This is a genomic window from Ochrobactrum sp. MYb379 (assembly GCF_037479515.1).
Classification (GTDB): Bacteria; Pseudomonadota; Alphaproteobacteria; order Rhizobiales; family Rhizobiaceae; genus Brucella.
The window spans coordinates 53139-71773 of record NZ_JBBGYW010000002.1 but is presented as its reverse complement, the minus strand read 5'-3'; the positions used below and the strand labels follow the sequence as shown (position 1 = coordinate 71773).

Below are 18635 nucleotides of genomic sequence, written 5' to 3'. Positions count from 1 at the left end.
AATCTTACGTAAATATTTTAGAAACCCGGTATCATGGACGGCGCGATATGCAAACAGCATCCTTGAAGATTGGCACTAGAGGCAGCAAGCTTGCGCTCGCGCAGGCCTATGAAACCCGTTCCCGTCTGATTGCCGCGCACGGCCTGAGCGAAGATGCGATTGAAATCGTGCCGATGTCCACTGCCGGAGACCGCATTCAGGATCGCCCGCTGTCGCAGGTTGGCGGCAAGGGGCTGTTCACCGAAGAGATCGAAGCAGCGCTGAAAGATGGCCGTATTGATCTGGCTGTGCATTCCACCAAGGATATGCCGACAGTTTTGCCGGAAGGTCTTCATCTTTCCGCATTCCTTGAGCGCGAAGATCCTCGCGATGCTTTTGTTGGCCGCACGTCTAAGCGTTTTCTTGATCTGCCGAAGGGTGCAGTGGTCGGTTCGTCTTCGTTGCGCCGTCAGGCGATGATCAAGCGGCTTCGTCCCGACCTTCAGGTGGTGATGTTTCGCGGCAATGTCCAGACGCGTCTGCGCAAGCTTGAAGAAGGCGAAGTGGATGGGACATTCCTCGCCTGTGCTGGTTTGCGGCGGCTTGATTTGGCAGATGTGATTACCGACTTGCTTGAGCCATCGGTGTTTCTGCCTGCGCCCGGACAGGGTGCAATCGGGATTGAAACCCGTATTGGTGATGAAAAAATCGACGCATTGTTAAAGCCGCTGGCGCATCATGATACGCATGTGGCGCTGGCCTGTGAGCGCGCATTTTTGGCGACGCTTGACGGCTCCTGCCGCACGCCAATTGCCGGTCTTGCGATTGTGAATGGTGACACGATTTCATTCCGTGGCATGATTCTCACACCGGATGGTCGTGAGGCGCATGAAGTCACAGCAGAGGGTTTGGCATCGGATGCAGCTGAGCTTGGGTCAGATGCCGCCAAGCGCGTGCGGGCGCAAGCGGGTGCCGATTTCTTTGAGGGCTGGGAGTAACATTGACAGCAGAGCACAAGACCGGAACGCGCGGTTCAGTTCTGATAACAAGGCCTGAACCATCGGCATCCGTGACGGCAGCAAAGCTTGCCGCACTCGGCTTTTCGCCGGTTTTGATGCCTTTAAGCCGTACTGTTACTCTGGAATTTTCTGTCGAGAATCAATCCTTCGACGCGCTTACTGTAACCAGCGCCAATGCCTTCCGGCACGTGAAGGATGAGTTTCTGAAGCCTTATAAATCGCTGCCGCTGTTTGCTGTCGGTGAAGGCACGGCGCGCGCTGCGCGTTATGCGGGCTTTGAGAGGGTTATCGAGGGCGGCGGCGATGCCGTTCGTCTGGCGTCGTGTATGGCAGAGCATTTGCCGGAAGGCGCAAAGGTTTTGTATCTCGCGGGGCGGATACGTCAGCCGATCTTTGAAGAGCGAGTATTGCAGGCTGGCCTCAAAATGCAGGTCTGCGATGTTTATGACGTTGAGCAGATTGGCTATTCCGAAGAAGAAGTCAGAGCGCTTTTGCCCAAAAGTCTATTTGTCGCGGTTCTGCTTTATTCGGGCGTTGCGGCCCAATATTTTGCCCGGATAATGCCGCAGATTGAGGCTGCATTTGGCTCGGATACGCGGTTTTTGTGTATTTCTGGCCGCGTTGCTGAGCAATTACCAGAGACATGCAAGGCGCAGGCGCTCATAGCAGACCATCCTGACGAGCAAGGAATTTTTCGTTTGTTTTCCAAACTTTGACTCTTTTGAGCGCAACCTTCCTTCATCTCGCGATTTTATCTGATAAGCTTTAGAAACATTATTTCTACACCGAGAGGACCCATGGCGAAATCTGGCACTCCGCGGCATTCCAAACCGGCCAATAAGCCCGTGACGATCAATCTTGATCCGTCGGATGTTCAACGCGTTGACGAAGCAGCAACGCCGAAAGCGATACCTGCCGCTGAGCCAGTTGGGGATGCGGCGATGAAAACCGAACCCAAGCCAGAAGAAAAGCCAGCGTTTAAGCCAGAAACGAAGACAGAAAAGCCGCCCTTTACGGCGGGAGTGAAGCCGGAGGCACCACGTGCTAGTGCAGCTACTTCCGTACCAGCACAGAAATCGGGTTCAGGTGGCTCTCATCTGCTGGCGGGTGTTGCAGGCGGTGTGATTGCACTGGCGGGCCTTTTTGCGCTGCAATGGGGCAATGTTGTGCCATCGCCGGGCGCTAGGGTGACAGCTGAACAGCTGGCCCATATGGAACAGCAGATTGCGGACTTGCGCTCCAATCCCGCGCCCGCGTCGCTCGACGATGCCAGCAAGGCGCAGCTTGCTGATTTGCAGAAAAACGTCCAGGCGGCTGAAATCAAGGCGGAGGCCGTGGCTGGGACTTTGACGGAAGTTCAGCAGCAATTTGCGTCGCTTCCAAAAGCGGATGCCGCGCCTGTTGATGTTTCGGCGTTAACCGAGCGCCTCAGTGCGCTTGAAACGCAGTTAAGTGATGCGAAGAATCAGGCTGATCAGGCCGCAGCTGGTGTTTCCGGCAATAGTGGCACGATTTCTAACCTTGAACAGAAGCTGGTTTCGCTTGAGGGTAAGGTCAGTGAGAGTGCGCGCCAGCCTGATGCGTCTGTATTGATTGCAGCCAATGCGCTAAAGACTGCGATTGATCGCGGTGGTTCTTATAAGGCTGAGCTTGATACATATGCCTCCGTTGCTCCGCAGGATAAGACAATTGAAGGTCTAAATGCCTTTGCGCATTCAGGTGTGCCGACAGTTGCTGATCTGAATGCATGGTTTGGGCCTGTCGCTAACAAAATCATTGCTACTGAAAATAAGCTGCCCGCTGATGCTGGCGTTTGGGATCAGCTCCTTGCGAGCGCAAAGGGGCTTGTGAGTGTGCGTCCGGTTGCGGGCAATGTCAGCGGAACCGGTGCGGGTCCAACGACTGCCCGAATGGAAGCAGCGCTTCATGCCGGTGATCTGGAGCGTGCCATTTCCGAATGGGAGCAGCTCACGCCTGATGCAAAAGCTGTTTCGGCAGAGTTTGCGAGCCAGCTAAAAGCGCGTCACGACGCTGATGCGCTTATCCAGCGCGTCGTAACCGAAAGCATTAAGCCAAAAACCGCAACAGACGCCACGGCGCCAAACTAAGGAGGCGTCTATGCTGCGTGTGATTTTTTACTTCGCTATTGTCGTTGTTCTGGGATTTGGCTTCTCATGGCTTGCGGATCGTCCGGGCGAGCTTGATGTCACCTTTGCTGGCAATCATTACAACGTCCCACTGATTACCGCTGCCGCAGGTGTAGTGGCAATTGTGGCTGCAATTCTGATCATCTGGTGGGTAATCAAAAGCACCATTCAGTCGCCTTACACGTTGCGTCGTCATTTTCGTTCGCGCAAACGCGACCGGGGATATCAGTCGCTTTCAACAGGCTTGATTGCTGCAGGTGCAGGGGATGCGGAAGCCGCGCGCCGTATGGCAAAGCAGGCAGGCACGTTGCTTGATCCTGATCTTGAACCGATGATCAAGTTGTTGGAAGTTCAAACGGCCATGCTTGAAGGCCGGTCGGATGATGCGCGCAAGGCATTTGAGGCCATGGTTGAGGACCCCGAAACCCGACTTCTTGGCTTGCGCGGACTTTATATCGAGGCGCAGCGCATGGGTGCACGAGAAGCCGCACGTCACTATGCGACAGAAGCCGCAAAACATGCACCACAGCTCGAATGGGCATCCTCAGCCGTGATGGGGCAGTTCTGCTCGGAAGGCGATTGGGATGGTGCGCTCAAACTGGTTGATGCACGTAAACAGGCGCTCTCGCATAGCAAGGATGTTGTGAAGAAGGAGCGTGCTGCACTTCTGACGGCGAAAGCAATCGCAACGGTTGATGTCGATCACGCAAATGCCAAGGCGATTGCTCTTGAAGCCAACAAACTTGCGCCTGATCTGGTGCCAGCAGCTGTCGTTGCAGCGCGAGCATTGTTTGCCGATGGCGAAGTGCGCAAGGGGTCGAAGATTCTTGAGGCTGCGTGGAAGCGCGCGCCGCATCCAGATATTGCATCGACCTATATTTATGGCCGTTCTGGCGACACCGTGCAGGATCGTCTCAAGCGGGCAAAGCACTTGGTGACGCTGAGATCAAACAATGCCGAAGGCAGTTTGGCACTTGCTCGGGCTGCTTATGATGCGGGTGATTATCGTCTGGCGCGAGAAAATGCCGATAAGGTGTTGCGCGGCTCGCCACGCGAAAGTGCCTATCTGCTGCTTGCCGATATTGAAGAGGCAGAGACCGGCGATCAGGGCAAGGTGCGTCAGTTGCTTGCGCAGGCGGTTAAAGCACCGCGCGATCCGGCATGGACGGCTGATGGCTATGTGTCTGAACAGTGGTCGCCTGTATCGCCAGTGACCGGACGCCTGAACAGCTTTGAATGGAAAGTACCTGTCGAGCAGCTTTCACCGGTGATTGAAGTGGAAAAGCCTGAGATTGCTGCGGCTGTTTCCGAACCTGTTGTAAAAAACAATGCAATTATTCCAGCTGAAAAAATTAAGCCCAAGCCGCAGATTGACGACGTTATCGAAGCGGAAGTGGTCCTGCCTAAGCCGAAGCCTGTTGAGGTAAAGCCACAGCCAGAAAAGCCTGAAATTCAGCAGGTAGAGAAGCCAGCAATTATTGATGCAGCTGGGCCGGATATTGACGAGACAGACAAAAAACGGACGGCCCATATCATTGTGGATGATCCCGGCGTTGATGAACGTAAGACGTCGCAAAAGTCGCAAAACGGGCTTCGCCTGTTCTGATCTGGCCTTTGTAGCGGGTAAATTGTTGCTTAAAGACCACGACGATGCCGTCTTTCGCTGTTGAAAGGCGGCATCGTCGCTTTACAGTCTTGTCTCATATTTTCATCTCGCTAGTTTTAAAGCTTCTAAAGAAGAGCAGACCGAGTTGGTCTTTTGCGGTTTGAGACTTGGCGAGGGTGAATGTTCGAGCGGTTGCTGGATTTTCTGAAAGAGTTGCCCGGAAATGGTTTGCGTGAGCGGGGCGAAAAGTTTTCCGACGATGATCCGAGACTGGCTGCGGCAGCATTGATGTTTCACATCATGGATGCTGACGGTGATGCGCGTGAGGTAGAGCGTGCTAAGCTTTCGGCCATGCTTGCGCAGAAATATGGACTGAAGGGCGATGCCCTTAAGCAGCTTATTCGCGCCGCCGAAGAGGCTGATCAGGAATCAATCAGCCTTTCGGATTTTACCTCTGTTCTCAAACGGCATCTTGATTATCAAGCCCGGCTCGATTTTATCGCGTTGATGTGGAACATCGTCTATGCCGATGGTGTTGCAAGCGAAGTCGAGGTTGATGTGATGTGGCGTGTGGCCGATCTTATTGGCATCAAAGCTGAAGATCGGGATCAGATCGAAACGCGTGTTCAGGCCGGAAATATCACCGCGCCAGAAGCCTGACGCAGTGATCGGGAGCTAGGTGCGCCCTTGCAGATTGCGCGCTTTGCGCAGTTGCGGGAACATCGCAGCCCATGCAGCTGCAACAGCAATAGAGCCTATTCCGCCAATAACAACCGCAGGCACTGCACCAATAGCCGCAGCCATAAGCCCTGCACGGAATTCGCCCAGCTCATTCGATGCGCCGACAAACACCATATTGACCGCATTTACGCGTCCGCGCACGTGGTCTGGTGTCCAGAGCTGCATCAGCGTTTCGCGGATGTAGACGCTGATCATATCGGCAGCACCCGCTAAGGCCAGTGCTACAATCGACAGCCAGACGATTGTCGAGACGCCAAAGATGATATTGAACAGGCCGAACATGCCGACGAAGAAGAACATTACGCGGCCTGCATGATCGCGGATTGGATGACCAGCAAGCCAGATCGCGGTGAGAACCGCACCAATCCCCGGCGCTGAACGCAGCAGGCCTAGACCCCAAGGTCCGAGATCGAGAATATCGCGCGCATATATCGGTAAAAGCGCAACTGTTCCACCAAGCAGAACGGCGAAAAGATCAAGCGAGATAGCACCCAGAACGATCTTTTCTTTCCAGATATAGCGGAAACCAGCAAGCATGGAGGTGAGCGAGCGCTCCTCCATCGTCGTGTGCTGTTTCGGTTTCGGGATAGAAAAAATCAGCACTGAGCCTGCAACGAGAAAGACCGTTGCAATGCCATAAGCAGCGACATGCGAAATTCCGTAGAGCAGCCCACCGGCAACCGGACCAACAATCGTTGCGACCTGCCATGCCGAAGAATTCCACGAAACTGCATTCGCAAAATCTTCTGTCGGGACGAGGTTCACAACAAGAGAAGCCGAGGACGGTCCGAGGAACGCACGGGCAATGCCGAACACCAGCAGCGCCGCAAAGACGATCATCGGTTCGAAATCACTGAAAAGCGTGAGCAGCAGCAGAAATGCTGTGACACCGGCTTCCAATATGAGCGACAAGCCCATGACAAGGCGACGGCCAAAGCGGTCGGCTGCAGCGCCTGTAAAGAGCACCAGCAGCAGGGCAGGCAGAAACTGCACAAGCCCGACCATACCAAGATTGAATGCATCGCGGGTCTGATCATAAATTTGCCAGCCGACAGCGACGCTGACGATCTGAACGGCAAAGGCACTTAGAAAGCGCGCGGCCCAGTATTTTTTGAACGACGTATGGCGGAATGCGGCGTAGCGATCCGCGTGGGTGGCATCAGTGCTGGGGGACATTGCTCAGAACATCTGTGAAAGGGAGTTCTTTCTTACAGTAATTTATTGCGAGCAATGATCACTTTTTCTTGGAGAATCGAAATTTTATGAAAGAGTTGGTGTAGTTTGCTTCCAAGTCTCAGTTTTCGAGCAAAGAGACCGGCCTAAGCCGGTCTTTTCGATGATTCCGCATTTGTATTGTTGGTCAGTCCTTACCGAGAAGGCCTTTCCAGATGATTGCGCCGATGGCCGCGCCAACCAGCGGAGCTGCCCAGAATAACCACAACTGGCCGAGCGCGTTGGTTTCGGCAAAGAGAGCCGCAGCTGCTGAACGTGCTGGATTAACTGAGGTGTTACTGATCGGGATGGCCACCAGGTGGATCAGCGTAAGGGAAAGACCAATAGCGATTGGTGCAAAGCCCTTTGGCGCAGAAGACGATGTTGAGCCGAGGATCACGATGAGGAAGAAGGCTGTCAGCACGATTTCTGCAATCAGTGCAGAGGTGAGGCTATAGCCGCCGGGTGAAAGTTCGCCATAACCATTGGATGCGAAACCGCCCACCGTAAAGCCAGCTTTGCCTGTGGCGATGAGATAGAGAATCGCCGCTGCAGCAATGCCGCCCAAAACTTGCGCAACCCAGTAAGGGATGAGATTTTTGGCCTCAAAACGGCCGGCGACCAGAAGGCCAAGCGAGACGGCTGGGTTAAAATGACCACCCGAAATTCCACCTACGGCATAAGCCATTGTAAGGACGGTCAGGCCGAAAGCGAGAGCGACACCGGCAAAGCCGATACCGAGTTCAGGATAAGCAGCAGCAAAGATTGCGCTGCCGCAGCCGCCAAAAACAAGCCAGAATGTTCCGAAAAATTCCGCAGACAATTTATTCAACATGGAAGTCCCCAGTGTTGGTGTCGTGATAATGCCAATGCGAATCAATTTCTCAAATATATATCTAGCTATTTTTAGCTTCAATTACATTTTATCGTTGGTTTGTTTTATGAATATTTCTAATATTTAATACTACGATCAAGTTTTGATTTATCTCGTCATTAGTTATTTAAAGTTTTGCTAATTTATCAAATATACTTGATAAATCCGTAATTTAGCCGCTTTTGCGCCTTAATTTAAATCATGCTTGTTTTCGTCGAGTATATTGCGGTGATGGGTGAGCGCGGGCTATAAGAAGCTTGTTCATGCAGATAATTGCGATGAAATCGATCTTGGTAAGCGGGTGTTTCGTGGGGCGTTTTAGGGAGTTGCCAGTCTTGAATATTCAATTTCAGGCACGAACATGCAGACTGGTTCTACAATCCGCCATGGTAATTGGCATCAGCGCGGCTGTTTCCGGCTGCACCGCGACGACATGGTCAGAAACTGTCAGGATCGATAGCAGGCCGCCAATGCCAACGGAATGTGCAGGTTGGCAGAGGATTGATCTTAAACAGCGCACGACGATGATTTTGTTGCGGGAAGACGCGCGCCTCGTCACTGACATTGATTCCCATAATCTCAAAGGCCGTAACCTGGGCTGCTGGGAATAACCCGTATCCGTTTTGGTTATTAATTTGCATCGTTTATGCCGCAATTATTTTTTGCGGAGTGTTTTGGTGTGTCCGCCCCAAGATTTGCCCAATTTTTCTGCGTTATAGAAAATCAAGTCTCTCGTAATTTTTACGAGCGATTTCGACATAATTAACCTCACATTAACCATGGAGGTTAAAGGTCATTTTAAATTAGATTTCATCCGCAGCACCGATTGGTGTGCGGACAATTCAGAGAAGCGCAGCGGTGATACGTTTTGAGAATGTTGGCCTGAGATATGGCATGGGGCCTGAGATCCTGAAGGATGTCAGCTTCCATATTCCGCCGCGTTCATTTCAGTTTCTGACTGGTCCGTCAGGCGCGGGGAAGACCTCGCTGCTTCGGCTGCTGTTCATGGCACTGAAGCCAACGCGTGGACTTATCAACATTTTTGGTAAAGATGTCGCGCGTCTCGACCATAAGGACGTGCCGTTACTTCGGCGCCGCATTGGAATTGTGTTTCAGGATTTTCGTCTGCTCGATCATATGACGACCTATGAAAATGTTGCACTTCCTTTGCGTGTACGCGGCAAGGAAGAAGCCACTTATCGTCACGAAGTTGAAGAGCTGCTGCATTGGGTTGGACTTGGTGATCGCATGAACGTGCTACCGCCAGTACTTTCTGGTGGTGAAAAGCAGCGTGCAGCGATTGCGCGTGCGCTGATCGATCAGCCGGAACTGCTTTTGGCTGATGAACCGACAGGCAATGTCGATCCGCTACTTGCAAAACGTTTGTTACGGCTTTTTGCTGAGCTTAATCGTTCGGGCACTGCAGTTATTATTGCGACACATGATTTGTCTTTGATGGATCAGGTCAATGCACGCCGTATGATCATAGAACATGGGCGGCTCGATATTTATGAATAATGCGAGCAGAAACAGGCAGAACGCTTTCGCCAAGATCATGGACGATCTGCGCATACGCTTTGAAGACCTCAAAGATATGCTGCTGGTGCGCATTGGTAAACGCAGAAAGCGTCAGGGGCCAAATCCCATTGTTCCTGATGGAAGTGTGACCGGGACGGCTTTGGTCACTGTGATTGCGATCATGACCTTTCTTGCCTGCCTCACGCTTGGTGGCGTTACACTTGTGCGAACATCGGCTGCGCAATGGCAAAGCCAGATTGCTCGTGAGGCGACCATCCAGATCAGGCCTGTTGACGGGTTGGACATGGAAAAGGCTCTGTCGGATGCCAGCGGTATTGCACGCGGCTTTTCCGGGGTCAAAGACACCAATATTATCGACAAGGACGCAACTGCACGGCTGCTTGAGCCATGGCTCGGCAGTGGTCTGAATATCGACGAACTGCCTGTGCCGCGTCTCGTCGTTGTCACCATCGATGAAAACGCACCGCCTGACTTTGAAACCATGCGTGCGGAGATTTCGCGGGCTATTCCAAGTGCGAGTTTTGATGATCATCGCACATGGGTCGACAGGCTCGTTTCAATGGCCAATACGACGGTGCTTATAGGTACTGGAGTTCTGTCACTCGTGATCGCTGCAACAGTTTTGACGGTGATTTTCGCTACGCGCGGGGCGATGTCAGGCAACGGCCATATTATCGAGGTTCTGCATTTTATTGGCGCAGAATCAAAGTTTGTTGCGCGTGAATTTGAATGGCACTTCTTCCGGACAGCGCTCAAAGGGGCCTTGTTTGGCGGCGGGGCAGCTATGTTCGTTTTCCTATGCTTCTCCTGGTGGGCGTCCCGACGTATGGGAACGCCTGCTGGCGATCAGGCCGCAGCGATGTTTGGCAATTTCGCGATTGGCCGTGAGGGTTATTTCGGTGCTGCTGCAATCATCATTCTTGTGAGCTTTCTGACGATGCTGACAAGTCGGCTGACGGTTGTCCGTCAACTCGCGACGATGGATGGGCCGGGAGTGCGTGCTGAATGACGTCTTTTTTTGCTAATACCGATCGCAAATCGCGAGTTTCTGGCAGCTTTCCGACATATCGCCGCAATGGTAGCTATGATGGTAGGTCGAACGAACACGCAGTTGAGTATCGGGAAAGCAATGATGCAGCGGCAGACAAGGAAGCCGGGGGGCGTATGGGCGCTGTGGTATGGCGCCGCAGTAGCACTATCGACGCGCCTTCTGGCCTTGCACTGGCGGGCGCTAAATTTCTATGGTCGCTTTTAATGCGTGTATTCCGTCGACTTCAGCCTGTTTCCATTTTTCTGTTTTTGGTGATTGTCGCCTTTCTGATCGGCTTTGTTGCGTTCAGTGAGAAAGTGACAAGCATGCAATCGCCTGCATTGGACACGCCTGCTGATGCAATTGTGGTTTTGACAGGCGGTCAGTCGCGTATTCAGGCGGCGCTTGATCTTTTGAAAGATAAGCAGGGCAAGCGGCTATTGATCAGTGGTGTGCATCCTTCGACCAATGAAAAAGATTTGCAGCGCGCCACACACACGGATGCGAGCCTGTTTAACTGTTGCGTCGATCTTGATCGTTCTGCGCTTAATACGGTGGGGAATGCAACTGAAAGCGAACGCTGGATACGCGCCAACAAGTATCATCGGGTGATTGTCGTTACGAACAATTACCACATCCCACGCAGTATTCTTGAGATGTCATCGCGGATGCAGGATGTGGAATTTGTGCCTTATCCGGTGGTTAATGGTGAGAAGCGTGCTCATAGCTGGGTGGCTGAAAGCGATACGCTCCGCGTGCTGTTTATCGAATACATCAAATATATCGGCGCAGCCATTCGCGTGGGCGGAGCGAAGATTTTCGGCGAAGCCGCCTAATCCTTTCGAGACCGTGCGCAATTGATCGTCTTGCAAAACGATTTCCTTATGGAAAATTCTCTGCTTCCTGATATATCGAGTGCCGCTGCTTTCTCGGAAAAGCTCTCCGTTTCTTTGCTTGATCGGTTCACACGCTGAAATGTGGAGCGATGGGCATAACCAAGGTTATCGCCGATACGATGCTTCTCTATCTGCGCTCCATTTTGTTTAATCTCGCCTTCTACATCGGCACATTTGTGCAGATGGTCCTTTACACACCGTTTTACTTTTTGCTTCCGCGCAAAAAGGCATGGATCGTGCCGAAAACATGGGCGCGCGTTAATTTGTGGCTGCAAAAATATATTGCAGGCACCGACTACGTGATTGAAGGCCTCGAAAATATTCCTGAAGGCGCTTATATCGTCGCGCCAAAGCATCAGTCGGCATGGGACACTTATGCATTCCTGCCGCAGCTGGATGATCCGGTTCTGATCCTCAAACGTGAGTTGATGCGGATACCTCTGTTTGGCTGGTATGTCGCGAAAATGGAAATGATCCCGGTTGACCGTGGATCGCGCGTGAAGGCACTGCATTCGATCACAGTTGGTGCGCAGAAGGCGATTTCTGAAGGACGCCAGATTCTGATTTATCCTGAAGGAACACGTCGTTCACCGGGAGCGCCGCCGGAGTACAAATATGGTATCGTGCATCTTTATGATGCGCTCAAACTTCCAGTTTTACCGATTGCACACAATGCCGGGCTTTACTGGCCGCGACGCAAGTTCTTTCGTTTTCCCGGCACAATTCGTTGCAGGGTTTTGCCGCTTATTCCAGCAGGACTTGAGAAAGAAGAGTTTTTGCGTCGTTTGATCGAAACGACAGAGACGGCTTGTGATGAACTGCTCGTTGCAGCAAGTCGTGATGTGAATGCACCCCCAATGCCACCGACAGCCGTGCAACGGTTGAAGGAACTCAGTGAAATAACCGAAACCTCCCAATAACTCGAATGCGCTTTGTTACGTCAGAGGGAACGACAATTCGTCACGTTTTGTTGAAACTTCGTTTTTCTTGCACGCAAACATGAAACCCGTTATCAGAGCGCGATACGAAAGGACCCATCATGAATATTGATGCTATCTCGATTGGTAACAATCCTCCAGAAGACATCAACGTAATTATCGAAGTGCCAGTTGGCGGACAGCCGATCAAGTACGAGATGGACAAAGAAGCTGGTGCCCTGATTGTGGACCGCTTTCTTTATACGCCGATGACCTATCCGGGCAATTACGGCTTTGTTCCGCATACGCTTTCAGAAGATGGCGATCCAATTGACGTTCTGGTGTGCAATACCCGTCCGCTGATCCCGGGTTGCGTGATTAACTGCCGTCCAATCGGCGTTCTGGTCATGGAAGACAATTCCGGTAAGGACGAGAAGATCATTGCAGTTCCTTCGCCTAAGCTGACTCAGCGCTATGAAAAAGTGCATGATTATTCCGATCTTCCGGAAATCACACTCAAGCAGATTGCGCATTTCTTTGAGCACTACAAAGATCTGGAACCAGGTAAGTGGGTTAAGATCGGCGACTGGGGTGATGAAGATTACGCGCGCAAGTTCATCGTTGAAGCGATTGAACGCGCTAAGAACAAGTAATCGATCTTATATGGTTTAAAAAAATGCCCGGATGAAAATCCGGGCGTTTTTGTTTGTCGTGTTGCTTTTTCTTCTTACAAAAGTGCTGGAAGCAGCGTCGTCCACATGAACTGACGGATGAAGAAGATAATCAGCAGCAGGACGATCGGCGAAAGATCGATGCCGCCAAGATTGGGCAAAATATTGCGGATTGGGCGCAGAACCGGCTCTGTAACCTTGTAAAGAAATTCACCGATTGAAGCCACGAAGCGGTTGGAAGAATTGACGACGTTGAACGCATAGAGCCATGAGAAAATGGCACTTGCGATGATGATCCACGTATAGATATCGAGCGCCAGATCAATGGTGCGGAACAATGCGATCATAAAAACTTCTCCTTGAGAACTTGCCGAGATGTAGCGGTTGCATCGGGCAAGAACAAGGGTTGGGGCATCGCGTAATTAGAATTTTTAACGCGCTGGCGATGTTTGGGCCGCGAGGAAAATTGCATTAGCGAAGAAATTTATAATGAGTGTCGATTGAGTTCGATGTTTTTACGCACGAGGTCCGTCACATGCTCAAGCGTATGATCACGAACCCGCATATTGTGCAGATGTTCGAGTGTGTTGGCAACGTAATCGACATTTGCGCCAGATTCGCCATGTGCAGAAGCTACAATTGCAGCAGCATCTTCAGGCTTAAGCGACCCCGCATATTGCTCATGGCGGCGGTCTGCCACGTAAGTCACGGCTTCAACGTCGCGACCATCTGCCAAACGCAGACGCAGTCGCTTTTCATGATAAACCTGATGCGACATTTCTCGCTCACGCAAATAGACCATCACTTCATCGGTCATATCGCCCGGAACGCGGAAGGCAATTCCAAGGCATGATCCACCGGCATCCAGTCCCAATACAAGGCCGGGATGGTCGGGGGTGCCACGATGAACATGCGAATAGATGCAAAGGCTGCGGCGATAGCCATGCAGACGTGCGCGCACGGTCTCCACATGAGCGAAGCCCGGTTTCCACATCAGCGAACCGTATCCGAATACCCAGAAGTCATTCAATGGACTGTTATTTGCGCGCATTTCCATAATCTAATATCTATAATTGCGAATATGGCAGCTTTTTATCTGCGGTCCCAAGATATCCCGTATTTTTTAATTGGCGCAACTTCACAAGACTCAATCTTGCCATAATATAGCCACGTGTTGAAGACAGCAGATTATCTCGTGTTTTTAAATGGGCAGAGTCACTTATGCGTTGCCCGGCTGATAAAGCAGCTTAATAAACAAAGGCTTTTTCTATGGCGCATGCTGGTATTGGAACCAAAAAATCCAGAAAGCGTCCGATCACAATTGCGATTATCGTTCTTGTGCTGATAGCCGCCTATACGGCTGGCTGGTTTTATGCTGCCGATAAGATCGAAGTACGCGCTAAGGCTGACATAGCCAAGCTGGCATCGCAGGGCGTTGGTGTTCAGTGTGAAAACCTCCATATGGGCGGTTATCCGCTTCGCGTGAATGTGGTTTGTGCCAGTATCTCATGGCAGAAGCCTTCTGAGGGAATGGCGCTGCGTGCCGGGCGCTTCACGTCTGGTTCTCCCGTCTATGCGCCACGATCATTGAGCAATGAGTTGACAGGCCCAGCTTTTGTCGAGTTTCCGGGTGTGCAGCCGCTCGAAATCAACTGGGAAAAATTTACCTCCAACACGCGTCTAGCACGACCTTTTCCAACCGAGATTGAGCTAACCGCACGTGACGTCATGGTCGGGTTGCGAACCGAAACCACGACCACGGAGCAGATCAGCAAGCTAGAGCAGATGAATTTCCGTATGAGCAATGAGGAAGGTCAGCTCAAGATCAACGGTCGTTTCGCCGGTCTAAAGCTTGAACCATACGTCATTGGTAATGCCAAAAGCCCAGAAATTGATGGACTGGTCGATATAGCTGTTGCTGATGCCGCGACTTTCCTTGCTCCAAGTTCTGCACCATTTAACGAACGGATGCGCGGTCATAGTGGCGTTATCAATCAAGCATTTCTGTCAATGCCGAATGGCGCAATGTTGACGGTTGCAGGGCCTTTTTCAGTTGGCCAGCAAGGTGAAATCGATGCTGACCTGAAAGTCACCATGGTCAACTCGCAATCATTCGCGCAGGCCGGACAGACGGTATTTCCAGAGCAGGGCGGCAATATAGCCACCGCTCTTTTTGCTCTCTCCGCCATGCCGAAAGACGAAAATGGCAACCCTGTTATTGATATTACCATTCGTAAGGGGAAAGCCAGCGCTGGCTTTATCCCACTAGGGCGTTTGCCCAACCTATAAAGAAAAGGGCAGTATCACATACTGCCCTTTTTTTATTTCTTGTCGCTTGTTTGGGAAGCCGCCTGTCGCCCGAAGTTCGGTGCGTCAACTTCCTGCCCGGCATCGATGATGCTGCGCCGTACCGCTCGCGTGCGGGTGAATAGATCAAACAGTGCATCGCCATCGCCCCAACGGATCGAGCGCTGCAAGGACGCCAAATCCTCCGAGAAGCGCGCCAGCATCTCGAGGATCGCATCTTTGTTATGCAGGCAGACGTCGCGCCACATGGTTGGGTCGGACGCAGCCAGACGTGTGAAATCGCGGAAACCTGAAGCCGAATATTTGATGACTTCTGATTTTGTCACCTGTTCAAGATCGCTGGCAGTACCGACGATGTTGTAGGCGATGATATGCGGAAGATGCGAGACGATCGCCAGCACCAGATCATGATGCTGCGGGTCCATCTGATCAAGGCGTGAACCGCAAGCTGTCCAGAAGGCTGAAAGCTTGTCTATCGCTGCCTGATCCGTGTCTGGCAGTGGCGTGAGAATGCACCAGCGATTGTTGAACAGCTCGGCAAAACCCGCATCCGGACCGGAATATTCCGTACCTGCAAGCGGGTGGCCGGGAATGAAATGCACATTCTCAGGCAATTCCGGCTGCATTTGTGCAATCACCGAAGCTTTCGTCGAGCCGACATCGGTAACGATTGCTCCGGGTTTCAGATGTGCAGCAATCTGCCTGGCAACTGTGCCCGACGAGCCGACAGGAACCGAAACGATAACGAGATCGGCATCTTTGACGGCTAGAGCACTATCGGTTGAGTAGCTGTCGCCGAGGTTGAGTTCCTCGGCGCGCTTTAATGTTTCGGCACTGCGTGTTGCAATGGCGATATGATTGGCAAGGCCTTCACGGCGAACGACACGCGCCAGCGATGAGCCGATGAGACCAATGCCAATGAGCGCGATTTTCTCGAAATGGATCGTGGACATCGTCTTACTTCAAAAACTCGGTCAGAGCTGCCACAACGCCGCGATTAGCCTCTTCCGTGCCGACCGTCATACGCAATGCATTGGGGAAGCCATAGCCGCCCACACGACGCAGGATATAGCCATGCTTGCAGAGCCACTCATCCGCCTTATCTGCCGAATGTGCGGAATTTTCCGGGAAATGGAACAACAGGAAGTTTGTGACCGATGGAGTGACGCGAAGGCCAAGCTTCGTGAATTCGTCTGTGAGCCACGACAGCCATTTTTCATTATATTCGACTGACTTTACAACGTGAGCGCGGTCGCGGATCGCGGCAGCACCGGCAGCAATTGCTGCCGAATTCATGTTGAAAGGCCCACGGATACGATTGACCGCATCGATGATGTGCAATGGCGCATACATCCAGCCAATGCGAAGACCTGGCAGGCCATGAATCTTCGAGAAGGTGCGTGTCATAACGACATTTTCGTTCGACGATACCAGTTCAAGACCGGACTCATAATCATTGCGACGAACATATTCTGCATAGGCAGCATCCAGCACTAGCAGAACGTTCTTCGGCAAGCCTGCATGAAGACGACGCACTTCCTCAAACGGCAGATAGGTGCCGGTCGGATTGGCTGGATTGGCAATGAAAACGATCTTTGTGCGTGGTGTTACGCCGGCCAGAATTGCATCGACGTCGATGCGCTCGTTCTTTTCCTTTACCGTCACAGGCGTTGCGCCAGCGCCAAGCGTCTGGATTTTGTAAACCGCAAAACCATGTTCGGTGATGATGGCTTCATCGCCCGGAGCCAGATAGGTCTGACAGATCAGGCCGAGCAATTCATCCGAGCCATTGCCGCAGATGATGTTACCGATGTTAAGCCCCTGAGATTCAGCGATTGCCTCGCGCAATGCCTGCGCCTGACCGTCCGGATAAATCGCAAGCGTATCAGCCAAATGTCGATAGGCCTCGATTGCATGAGGGCTGGGGCCGATTGGCGTCTCATTGGAGGAGAGCTTATAGACCTTTGCAACGCCTTCGACGTGTTCCTTGCCTGGTACATAGGCTGCGATATCTAGCAGGCCGGTTTTAGGCTGGGGACGGGAAAGGTCTTGCGTATTGGTCATGATTTTGGCTCCGCCAAAAGGACTGATGTTAAGGTTGCGTAGCGGGCATAAACCTCTGCCGCGTTCAAGTCGAGAAAAACCTTACTGTGAAAGGTTGCAGCGCTATTTTTTGGGTTCTTTTGACGCGGTTTTTCTCAACCCGCTAACTGGTGTTCCCTGTGGGGCCAGAACCGGCACAAAGACACGACGCGATGAGCGTTGTGCGACAGGCAGGCCTTGATAAAGGCGTTTCTGCGCTTCGACGACCAGAACACCGGAAAACAGTGGCCAGAGCTTGCGACCAATACCTTCAATTGCCATGCAAGGACGCATCATCCAGCGACGTTTCACGGGCGGAAAATGCAATGCATTGCTGACTGTGTTGACGCTGAAATTGGCTTCGCGCAGCAGGGCAGTCAACTGTGTGCGGCTATAGGGCCGGCCACTGCCGAATGGCGTGCGGTCGAGACGAGCCCAGACACCACGTCGGTTCGGAACCACAATGACGAGCCGTCCATTGGGAGCCAGCACACGCCACATTTCTTTCAGCGTTTCTGAGGCGTTTTCGGCATATTCGAGCGCATGAACCATCAGCACACGATCAATCGAAGAATCAGGCAGCGGCAGTTCTTCGTCGAAGACAAGAGCGGTGCTTGATTTGCCCGATGACGGCCATGCAACGGCACCCTGTCCTGCAGGCATGAATGCGAAGCTTCGTTCGGTATCTGCGCTGAAACGGTCGAGATAGGGGAGGCTATATCCAAGCCCCACAAGTCGCTCACCTGGAACATGCCCCCACAGTGCCGCAAGCGCCATGCGAATGGACCGCTCGGCGAGATGGCCAAGGGTGGTTTCATAAAAGGAGCGGAGTTCGATAATGTCCGGATGCATGGCAGGCACGCTACATCAAACCAATGAAATGGCAAATGATTATGCTTACTTTAGATGTTCTCAAACTCGTGCTCTTCAAGAGGGTGCATTTTTCTGAAAGCGTGCTATAGAGCGTGCCTTTCAGAGCGAAGTTATGCTTATAAATCAGGAGACGCAGCAGATGCCTCAGGTTGGCGGAAAAACCATCGACGTGCTTTTCAGCCCGGAGGAAATCGCTGCGCGTAATCTCGCGCTGGCAAAAGAAATAGCAGGACGCGATTTTCACAATCTGCTGACTATTTCGATCCTCAAAGGCTCATTTATCTTCGCAGCCGATCTTATTCGCGCCATGCACGATGCGGGTGTTGAACCGGACGTCGAGTTCATCACGGTTTCAAGCTATGGCAAGGGTACGACCAGCACCGAAGTGCGTCTGTTGCGCGACATCGACAGCGATGTGAAAGACCGTGACGTTCTTCTGATCGATGACATTCTCGAATCAGGCAAGACGCTTAAATTTGTGCGTGAACTGATGATCGAACGTGGTGCGCGCAGCGTCAGCATTGCCGTTCTTCTCGACAAGAGCGTGCGGCGCAAGGTTGATCTGGATGCAGATTTTGTTGCTTTCGAATGCCCGGACTATTTCGTCGTCGGCTATGGCATGGACGTCGCACACTCGTTCCGGCAGCTACCTTACGTCGGTCACGTCCGGGACTAACCCAGAGATTTCGGCTCTAACGGCCTGCAAATGGCGCTTTTCTGCGCTTCCGGTGCTCACGTACTT

The 18635-nt window shown here is 52.2% G+C and carries 20 protein-coding genes; 13 read left to right on the top strand and 7 right to left on the bottom strand.

Translation table 11 applies throughout. The features are described from left to right. Positions 1-47 precede the first annotated feature (47 nt). The 5 genes from hemC to WH356_RS04415 all read left to right on the top strand — a co-directional run bounded on the left by hemC (position 48) and on the right by WH356_RS04415 (position 5411). Positions 48-977 carry a hydroxymethylbilane synthase gene (gene hemC / locus WH356_RS04435; protein WP_339508993.1) on the top strand — a complete coding sequence of 310 codons (930 nt, stop codon included), beginning with the start codon at positions 48-50 and terminating at the stop codon, positions 975-977. A gap of 2 nt (positions 978-979) precedes the next feature. After that, positions 980-1714 carry a uroporphyrinogen-III synthase gene (locus WH356_RS04430; protein ID WP_339508992.1) on the top strand — a complete coding sequence of 245 codons (735 nt, stop codon included), beginning with the start codon at positions 980-982 and terminating at the stop codon, positions 1712-1714. 81 nt (positions 1715-1795) lie between these two features. Then, the gene (locus WH356_RS04425) at positions 1796-3106 is read left to right on the top strand and encodes a COG4223 family protein (protein WP_339508991.1); all 1311 of its coding nucleotides are present in this window, start codon (positions 1796-1798) and stop codon (positions 3104-3106) included. 10 nt (positions 3107-3116) lie between these two features. After that, a complete protein-coding gene (locus tag WH356_RS04420; RefSeq protein ID WP_339508990.1) occupies positions 3117-4751 on the top strand; it encodes a heme biosynthesis protein HemY in 1635 nt (544 codons plus the stop codon). Positions 4752-4931: 180 nt separating this feature from the next. Further along, complete coding sequence (locus tag WH356_RS04415) at positions 4932-5411, top strand: tellurite resistance TerB family protein (protein WP_339508989.1); 480 nt, start codon at positions 4932-4934, stop codon at positions 5409-5411. Positions 5412-5426: 15 nt separating this feature from the next. Here the strand turns inward: WH356_RS04415 and WH356_RS04410 are convergent, their stop codons facing one another. Together WH356_RS04410 and aqpZ are read right to left on the bottom strand one after the other, a co-directional pair. Then, complete coding sequence (locus WH356_RS04410; protein WP_339508988.1) at positions 5427-6668, bottom strand: MFS transporter; 1242 nt, start codon at positions 6666-6668, stop codon at positions 5427-5429. Between the two features lie 184 nt (positions 6669-6852). After that, positions 6853-7539, bottom strand: coding sequence for an aquaporin Z (gene aqpZ / locus WH356_RS04405; protein WP_339508987.1), 687 nt, complete (start codon positions 7537-7539; stop codon positions 6853-6855). 374 nt (positions 7540-7913) lie between these two features. On the opposite strand from aqpZ, the gene WH356_RS04400 reads away from it, so the two are divergent. The 6 genes from WH356_RS04400 (at position 7914) to ppa (ending at position 12613) form a co-directional block, all read left to right on the top strand. Beyond that, on the top strand, positions 7914-8189 hold the full coding sequence (locus tag WH356_RS04400) for a hypothetical protein (RefSeq protein ID WP_310013269.1): 276 nt from the start codon (positions 7914-7916) through the stop codon (positions 8187-8189). A gap of 247 nt (positions 8190-8436) precedes the next feature. Continuing rightward, positions 8437-9096 carry a cell division ATP-binding protein FtsE gene (ftsE, locus tag WH356_RS04395; RefSeq protein WP_339508986.1) on the top strand — a complete coding sequence of 220 codons (660 nt, stop codon included), beginning with the start codon at positions 8437-8439 and terminating at the stop codon, positions 9094-9096. 37 nt (positions 9097-9133) lie between these two features. Then, on the top strand, positions 9134-10126 hold the full coding sequence (locus WH356_RS04390; RefSeq protein WP_421565400.1) for a cell division protein FtsX: 993 nt from the start codon (positions 9134-9136) through the stop codon (positions 10124-10126). Beyond that, positions 10123-10983, top strand: coding sequence for a YdcF family protein (locus tag WH356_RS04385; RefSeq protein ID WP_339508985.1), 861 nt, complete (start codon positions 10123-10125; stop codon positions 10981-10983). Before WH356_RS04390 ends, WH356_RS04385 begins: the two co-directional genes overlap by 4 nt. A gap of 179 nt (positions 10984-11162) precedes the next feature. Further along, the gene (locus WH356_RS04380) at positions 11163-11963 is read left to right on the top strand and encodes a lysophospholipid acyltransferase family protein (RefSeq protein ID WP_339509501.1); all 801 of its coding nucleotides are present in this window, start codon (positions 11163-11165) and stop codon (positions 11961-11963) included. Positions 11964-12082: 119 nt separating this feature from the next. Further along, entirely contained in the window at positions 12083-12613 is a 531-nt protein-coding gene (gene ppa, locus WH356_RS04375) for an inorganic diphosphatase (RefSeq protein WP_339508984.1), read from the top strand. A gap of 74 nt (positions 12614-12687) precedes the next feature. Here the strand turns inward: ppa and WH356_RS04370 are convergent, their stop codons facing one another. Together WH356_RS04370 and WH356_RS04365 are read right to left on the bottom strand one after the other, a co-directional pair. Next, complete coding sequence (locus WH356_RS04370) at positions 12688-12978, bottom strand: YggT family protein (RefSeq protein WP_250041585.1); 291 nt, start codon at positions 12976-12978, stop codon at positions 12688-12690. A gap of 137 nt (positions 12979-13115) precedes the next feature. Further along, a complete protein-coding gene (locus WH356_RS04365) occupies positions 13116-13682 on the bottom strand; it encodes a gamma-glutamylcyclotransferase (protein ID WP_339509500.1) in 567 nt (188 codons plus the stop codon). Between the two features lie 218 nt (positions 13683-13900). Here WH356_RS04365 and WH356_RS04360 point away from each other — a divergent pair, with 218 nt between their 5' ends. Then, positions 13901-14920 carry a DUF2125 domain-containing protein gene (locus tag WH356_RS04360; protein WP_339508983.1) on the top strand — a complete coding sequence of 340 codons (1020 nt, stop codon included), beginning with the start codon at positions 13901-13903 and terminating at the stop codon, positions 14918-14920. Positions 14921-14952: 32 nt separating this feature from the next. On the opposite strand, the gene WH356_RS04355 is transcribed toward WH356_RS04360, so the two are convergent. The 3 genes from WH356_RS04355 to WH356_RS04345 all read right to left on the bottom strand — a co-directional run bounded on the left by WH356_RS04355 (position 14953) and on the right by WH356_RS04345 (position 17872). Next, complete coding sequence (locus WH356_RS04355; protein ID WP_339508982.1) at positions 14953-15891, bottom strand: prephenate/arogenate dehydrogenase family protein; 939 nt, start codon at positions 15889-15891, stop codon at positions 14953-14955. A 4-nt stretch (positions 15892-15895) separates the two neighbouring features. Further along, the gene (gene hisC / locus WH356_RS04350; RefSeq protein ID WP_339508981.1) at positions 15896-17002 is read right to left on the bottom strand and encodes a histidinol-phosphate transaminase; all 1107 of its coding nucleotides are present in this window, start codon (positions 17000-17002) and stop codon (positions 15896-15898) included. Between the two features lie 102 nt (positions 17003-17104). Beyond that, positions 17105-17872: a class I SAM-dependent methyltransferase gene (locus WH356_RS04345; protein ID WP_339508980.1), complete on the bottom strand. Its 768-nt coding sequence runs from the start codon at positions 17870-17872 to the stop codon at positions 17105-17107. 160 nt (positions 17873-18032) lie between these two features. Here WH356_RS04345 and hpt point away from each other — a divergent pair, with 160 nt between their 5' ends. Continuing rightward, the gene (gene hpt / locus WH356_RS04340; RefSeq protein WP_310013294.1) at positions 18033-18569 is read left to right on the top strand and encodes a hypoxanthine phosphoribosyltransferase; all 537 of its coding nucleotides are present in this window, start codon (positions 18033-18035) and stop codon (positions 18567-18569) included. The last annotated feature ends 66 nt before the right edge of the window (positions 18570-18635 follow it).

Bases quoted from the DNA above. Each gene is read 5' to 3' on its own strand.
- WH356_RS04345 (WP_339508980.1), bottom strand. From the start codon at position 17,872: ATGCATCCGGACATTATCGAACTCCGCTCCTTTTATGAAACCACCCTT.
- WH356_RS04390 (WP_421565400.1), top strand. From the start codon at position 9,134: ATGGACGATCTGCGCATACGCTTTGAAGACCTCAAAGATATGCTGCTG.
- WH356_RS04355 (WP_339508982.1), bottom strand. From the start codon at position 15,891: ATGTCCACGATCCATTTCGAGAAAATCGCGCTCATTGGCATTGGTCTC.
- WH356_RS04370 (WP_250041585.1), bottom strand. From the start codon at position 12,978: ATGATCGCATTGTTCCGCACCATTGATCTGGCGCTCGATATCTATACG.
- WH356_RS04415 (WP_339508989.1), top strand. From the start codon at position 4,932: ATGTTCGAGCGGTTGCTGGATTTTCTGAAAGAGTTGCCCGGAAATGGT.
- WH356_RS04425 (WP_339508991.1), top strand. From the start codon at position 1,796: ATGGCGAAATCTGGCACTCCGCGGCATTCCAAACCGGCCAATAAGCCC.
- WH356_RS04360 (WP_339508983.1), top strand. From the start codon at position 13,901: ATGGCGCATGCTGGTATTGGAACCAAAAAATCCAGAAAGCGTCCGATC.
- WH356_RS04385 (WP_339508985.1), top strand. From the start codon at position 10,123: ATGACGTCTTTTTTTGCTAATACCGATCGCAAATCGCGAGTTTCTGGC.
- WH356_RS04380 (WP_339509501.1), top strand. From the start codon at position 11,163: ATGCTTCTCTATCTGCGCTCCATTTTGTTTAATCTCGCCTTCTACATC.
- hisC (WP_339508981.1), bottom strand. From the start codon at position 17,002: ATGACCAATACGCAAGACCTTTCCCGTCCCCAGCCTAAAACCGGCCTG.
- ppa (WP_339508984.1), top strand. From the start codon at position 12,083: ATGAATATTGATGCTATCTCGATTGGTAACAATCCTCCAGAAGACATC.
- WH356_RS04420 (WP_339508990.1), top strand. From the start codon at position 3,117: ATGCTGCGTGTGATTTTTTACTTCGCTATTGTCGTTGTTCTGGGATTT.
- hpt (WP_310013294.1), top strand. From the start codon at position 18,033: ATGCCTCAGGTTGGCGGAAAAACCATCGACGTGCTTTTCAGCCCGGAG.
- WH356_RS04365 (WP_339509500.1), bottom strand. From the start codon at position 13,682: ATGCGCGCAAATAACAGTCCATTGAATGACTTCTGGGTATTCGGATAC.
- hemC (WP_339508993.1), top strand. From the start codon at position 48: ATGCAAACAGCATCCTTGAAGATTGGCACTAGAGGCAGCAAGCTTGCG.
- aqpZ (WP_339508987.1), bottom strand. From the start codon at position 7,539: ATGTTGAATAAATTGTCTGCGGAATTTTTCGGAACATTCTGGCTTGTT.
- WH356_RS04410 (WP_339508988.1), bottom strand. From the start codon at position 6,668: ATGTCCCCCAGCACTGATGCCACCCACGCGGATCGCTACGCCGCATTC.